The sequence below is a fragment of the Nocardioides sp. genome (assembly GCF_964229035.1).
Lineage (GTDB): Bacteria > Actinomycetota > Actinomycetes > Propionibacteriales > Nocardioidaceae > Nocardioides.
In genome coordinates, this window is the sequence record NZ_CAXRAZ010000064.1 from 1 (window position 1) to 5,168 (window position 5,168).

General features: G+C 75.9%; 4 protein-coding genes. All 4 read left to right on the forward strand.

The genetic code is table 11. From position 1 onward, the window contains the following. Positions 1–104 precede the first annotated feature (104 nt). The 4 genes from ACERUN_RS18475 to ACERUN_RS18490 all read left to right on the forward strand — a co-directional run bounded on the left by ACERUN_RS18475 (position 105) and on the right by ACERUN_RS18490 (position 4,986). Complete coding sequence (locus ACERUN_RS18475; protein WP_370291579.1) at positions 105–1,412, forward strand: hypothetical protein; 1,308 nt, start codon at positions 105–107, stop codon at positions 1,410–1,412. An 80-nt stretch (positions 1,413–1,492) separates the two neighbouring features. Continuing rightward, the gene (locus tag ACERUN_RS18480) at positions 1,493–3,136 is read left to right on the forward strand and encodes a serine/threonine-protein kinase (RefSeq protein ID WP_370291580.1); all 1,644 of its coding nucleotides are present in this window, start codon (positions 1,493–1,495) and stop codon (positions 3,134–3,136) included. Positions 3,137–3,194: 58 nt separating this feature from the next. Further along, positions 3,195–4,028: a glycerophosphodiester phosphodiesterase gene (locus tag ACERUN_RS18485; RefSeq protein ID WP_370291581.1), complete on the forward strand. Its 834-nt coding sequence runs from the start codon at positions 3,195–3,197 to the stop codon at positions 4,026–4,028. A gap of 10 nt (positions 4,029–4,038) precedes the next feature. Beyond that, a complete protein-coding gene (locus ACERUN_RS18490; protein WP_370291582.1) occupies positions 4,039–4,986 on the forward strand; it encodes a DUF5926 family protein in 948 nt (315 codons plus the stop codon). Positions 4,987–5,168: the final 182 nt, after the last annotated feature.

Consider the following 5,168-nt stretch of genomic DNA (forward strand, 5'->3'; position numbering starts at 1 on the left):
CCCCCCCCCCCCCCCCCCAACCCTCCGGCGGCCCCGGGAGAGCCGCAGGAGAAAAAGTCGGCCCGCGCGAGAACCAGCCGGCCGGAACCGGCGTCACACGGGGCATGAACGAGATCAACAGCAACCAGACCCCCCGCTTCGAGCAGTTCCCCCAGCGCCCCGCCCGCCGCTCGGCCGGCGCCCGCGCCCGGCTGGTGCTCGCCACCGCGGCGGTTGTGGGACTCACCGGCGGCGTGGGCGCCGCCCTCGCCGCCCACGCGACGGGCGACGCGCCCGCGGCGCAGAGCCACACTGCGCAGACGCCCTCCGCCGCGGGCACGGCCCTCCGCAGCACCGACGCCGGCCGTGCGGGTGATGCCACCGACGTCATGGCGCGGCGCTCGAGTGCCGGCAGCACCGCCAGCACCAGCACCAGCACCGGCAACATCCAGGCCCCCAACACCCAGGCCCCCGCCGCCCAGGCCCCCCGCTCCGCGACGCCCCTGCTGTGGGCGAGCGACACGGCCATCCACGACGGCGCCCGCGTCGTCCGGCTGCAGGGCGTCACCGAGGTGGCGGCCGTGCACCGCTCGGGCAGCGGCTGGGTCGTGGAGGACGTGCCGGCGGACGGACCGTACGTGCGGCTGCTGAAGGTCACCGCGGCCGGTCGCACCACTCAGGCGGCCCTCGGCACGCGCGGCGGTGCCTTCGACGCCTCGGGCAGCCGCTACGTCAGCCGCGCCCGCGACGACGCCCACTACGAGGTGGTCGACCTGGCGACGGGTCGCGAGCGGCTGGTGCCGGCGCCCGCGGGCGACCTCGCCGCCGAGGGCACCGCGGTGTTCGCCGGCTCCCGCGGCACCGAGCTGATCACCGCCTGGCTGCCGCTGCCCAGCACCCGCCCGGCCGCCACGGTCTACTACCGCTCGAACCTCGACGGCAGCCACGCCGCGCCACTCGCCCGCGGCGTCGCAGGAGCCCGCTTCAGCGCCGGCCGCTCCTTCTTCGTCGGATCCACGAGCGCCGACACCAGCGCTGAGGGCGGCATCGCCGGGGGCCGCACCAGCACCGACGGCACCGCTGCCTCCCCCGGGTGGACGGCGCCCGGCTCCCTCGCCGCCTCAGCTCCCTACTCGCCCGACGGCACCCGCGTGGTCGCCTTCGCCGATGCCGGCGGAAGCGAGCAGCCCAGCTCCACCGAGCAGCGCACGGCCGTCGTCCGTGCATCGGCCACGGGGCGGGTGATCGCCCGCGTCGCCCTGCCGCGCGGTGCCCGCGACCTCACCCTCGCCGACGACGGCCACGTCGTGGTGCTGCGGCACACCGGCTCGGCCGCCGAGCCGCGGGTGAGCGTGGCGTCGTGCACGCTCACCGGCGCCTGCCACGCCATCGGCTCGGGCCGCGGGATCGGCGTCCTCGGCGGCCCGCGCTGAGCCTGCACCTGAACCCTGCTGAGCCCCCGACGCCCGGCCGACCCCGTGTCGACCGGGCGTCGCGGGGCACAATGCCGAGCGTGTCCCTGCCTGAACGACTCGGGAGGCTCCGCAGGGTCGAGCGACTCGGGGCGGGCGCCTTCGCCACCGTGTGGCTCTACCACGACGACGATCTCGACTCGCCCGTCGCGGTCAAGGCGCTGGCCGACAACTGGGCCCAGCGTCTCGACGTCCGTGAGCGCTTCGTCGAGGAGGCGCGCATCCTGCGCCGTGCGGACGCCGACCACGTGGTGCGGGTCTACGACATCGGCGACCACGAGCAGACCCCCTACTTCGTGATGACCTACGCCGACCGCGGCACGCTCGCCGACCTGCTCGAGCCGGGCGTCCCGCTCGACCCGGCCCGGGTCGTCGACCTGATCACCCAGGCGGGAGCCGGCGTCGCCGCCCTCCACCGCAGCGGCGTCATCCACCGCGACCTCGCGCCCCGCAACCTGCTCCTCGCCTCGGCCCCCGGTGGTGGCGAGCAGGTGCTCGTGGCCGACCTCGGCCTGGCCAAGGCCATCGCCCAGGCCAGCGGCCTCACGCAGGTCGTGGGCACGCCCGCCTACATGGCGCCCGAGCAGGCCCGCGGCGAGGGGCTCGACCTGCGCGCCGACGTCCACGCGCTCGCCGCCGTCGCCTACCACCTCCTCACCGGGCGACCCGTGCGCGAGGGCGGGCTGGCCGCGCTCGGCGCGCCCGTGCTGCCGCCGCCGCCCTCCCGGCTGGTCACCGTGCCGCCCGCGGTGGACGACGTGCTCCTCCGCGCGCTCGCCATCGACCCGGCCGACCGCTGGCCCGACGTCCCGACCTTCGTCGCCGCGCTGCAGCGTGCGCTCGCCGGTCCGGCCGCCGCGCCTGCTGGGGAGTCGCGGAGCGGCGCGCGCACCGCCGTCCTCGCGCTGTTGGTGCTGGCGGTCGCGTTCGGCGCCGGCCTCGGCGCCGTGCGCCTCCTCGCGGACGACGCACCCGCCCGCCCGTCGTCTGCCGCCTCGACGCCGTCGCGCCCCAGCAGCCCGCCGTCCAGCGCCCCGGCCACCGGCGGATCGGATGCGCCGGCGGCGTCCACGAGCCCGACGTCCCCGACCTCCGCGCCCGCCGCCGACATCGACTACCCGGCCCTCACCGCCGCCATCGCACGCACCGCGTCGGCCAGCCACACCGTCAGCGCCGACGGCCGCCGCTGGACCTACCAGGCGCCGGCCGACTGGGCGGCCTCGGCGGTGAGTGCCGACTCCGGTGACGCCGGCCTGCTCACGGGCGCCGCTGTCGACCGGCAGGCGCAGGTGCGCTGGCGTCCGGCCGACGAGCCCGCCGTCGGCGGCTACAACTTGCGCGTGCGGGTGCTCCCGGCCGCCGGCGACCCAGCGGGCGACCCAGCCGGCGACGCAGCCGGCGGCGTGCCGGCGGGCGCCACGGTGGCGCAAGCGGTCGCCGCCAAGCGCGCCGCCCTCCTCGACTCGCGCGACCTCGACTCGGTCGACGTCTTCCGCACCACGGACGACGCGGTCTACTTCAGCTACCTCGACGCCCGGGGTCGCCTGCGCCTGAACTTCTTCCGCTGGGTCGCCGGCGGCGACGGCACGGCGTCCTTCGAGGTGTCGGTGTCAGGACGACGCGCCGACCGCGCCGGCCTCGACGCGCTGCTGGGCGCGGTGGCGGGGTCCGCCCGCCAGGCGTGACGCGGCTGCGCGCCGGACCGCGTGACGTGCCGACGCGCAGGCTGACACAATCGTCACCGTGGACACCCAGTCCCCTCGCCCGCAGGTCGTCGCCCACCGCGGGGCCAGCCACGAGCTCGCCGAGCACACGCTGCGCGCCTACCTCGAGGCCCTCGACTCCGGCGCCGACGGCCTGGAGTGCGACGTCCGTCTCACCGCCGACGGCCACCTCGTGTGCGTGCACGACCGCGACCTCAAGCGCACGGCGTCCAGCAAGGGTCTCGTCTCGACCATGGAGCTGGCCGACCTCTCCGACCTCGACTTCGCCGCCTGGAAGAACCCCTGGGCCGAGCTCGACGACGAGGCCGCCGAGCACGAGGACGACGACCGCGGCGTCCTCACGCTGCGCAAGCTGCTTGAGACGGTGGCCGACTACGACCGCCGCGTCGAGGTGGCCATCGAGACCAAGCACCCCACCCGCTACGGCGGCCTCGTGGAGAAGCGGCTGGTCGAGATGCTGCGCGACTTCGGCTGGCACGAGGCCGGCGCGCCCGTGCGGGTGATGAGCTTCTCCTTCACGGCCCTGCAGCGCGTGGAGCGCCTGGCGCCCGAGGTGCAGCTGGTGCAGCTGGTCGACAAGCCCAACTACTGGCAGATGCTGCGCCGCGTGATCGGGCGTGACTGGATCGTCGGGCCCGGCATCAAGCTGCTGCGCGAGCACCCGCGACTGGCCGAGTCGATCAGCCGCAGCGGGCGCGACATCCACGTCTGGACGGTCAACAAGGAGAAGGACCTCCAGCTCTGCCTGGACGCCGGGGTGCGCGCCGTGATCAGCGATCGACCGCGCTACATGCTCGACCTGCTCGAGGAGCGCTTCGGCCCCGCGGCGGGTGAGACTTCGCTCGCCCAGTAGTTTGCGGGTCATGGCGAAGAAGAACCGCGCGAAGAACCAGGCCGCCTCCGAGGCTCCCGCTCCGGGTGGGGTCGGCCCCCGCCAGCCCTGCCCGTGCGGCTCCGGCAAGCGCTACAAGGCCTGCCACGGCGCCCCCGGCGGCGGCACCGTGTTCGTCAAGCGGCCCTTCGAAGGCTTCGCCTCCGAGCCCGACCTCGTGGCGCTGCGCGAGCTGGTGCCCGCCGCCACCGTGCCGCTGACCCTCGTCGGCGAGCACGCCGGTCGCACCGTGCAGCTGTGCACCCTGCTGCCCATGGCCGCGCCCGCGATGGTGCGCGACTCCGGCGACATCTGGCTGGGCCTGCAGGTGCAGCACAACTTCGGCGACCCCTCGCGCGACCTCGCCGCCGTCCTCCTCGCCGCCCTCGAGGCCGAGCCCGGCGCCGGCATGATCGGCCTCACCAGCGCCCCCGGCGAGGGCCCGCGCCTCCAGGACCTCCTCGACCCCGCCGCCCCCCTCGCCGTCACGGTGCACGAGGGCTTCGACTACTGGGTGGCCGACATGGAGGAGACCTCCGAGCTCGCCCAGGCCCTCGAGCAGGCCGAGGGTGCGGCCGCCCCGACCGACCGCCTCACCAGCGTCGAGGCCGCCTACTGGACCCGTATGGGCGCCAAGGAGCACCTGCGCTGGGCGATGCCCGAGCCCGAGGACGCCCTCCTCGACGCCCTCGCCCGCCTCCACGTCACCGGCGACGACGTCATCGTCCCCGACGCCCGCCTCGTCGGCATGTTCCGCGCCCACGGCCTGCTCGTGCCCGTGTGGGACCTCGCCGTCGGCACGGGCGCCGAGGCACTCGAGGAGCCCGCCGCCGCCTTCAAGGCCAAGCTCGACGCCGCCCTCGCCGACACCTCCGACCTCACCCCCGAGCAGCGCTCGGCCCGCAACGGCCTCGCCAACCGCCAGGTCACCATCCGCTGACCCCCGGCCTGAGGCGTTCGGAGGCGGCTCGGCGTCGCCGCAAGGTTGCGGTTTGGCGCCAAACCGCAACAGTTCGGCCCTTCGGCCTGCGGTTTCCCACCAAGCGTCGACCGCCGGCCGCGGCGATGTCGTCGCGGCGGCTGGTGGTGAGCCGTGGCCGTCGGAGGGTTGGGGGGGGGGGG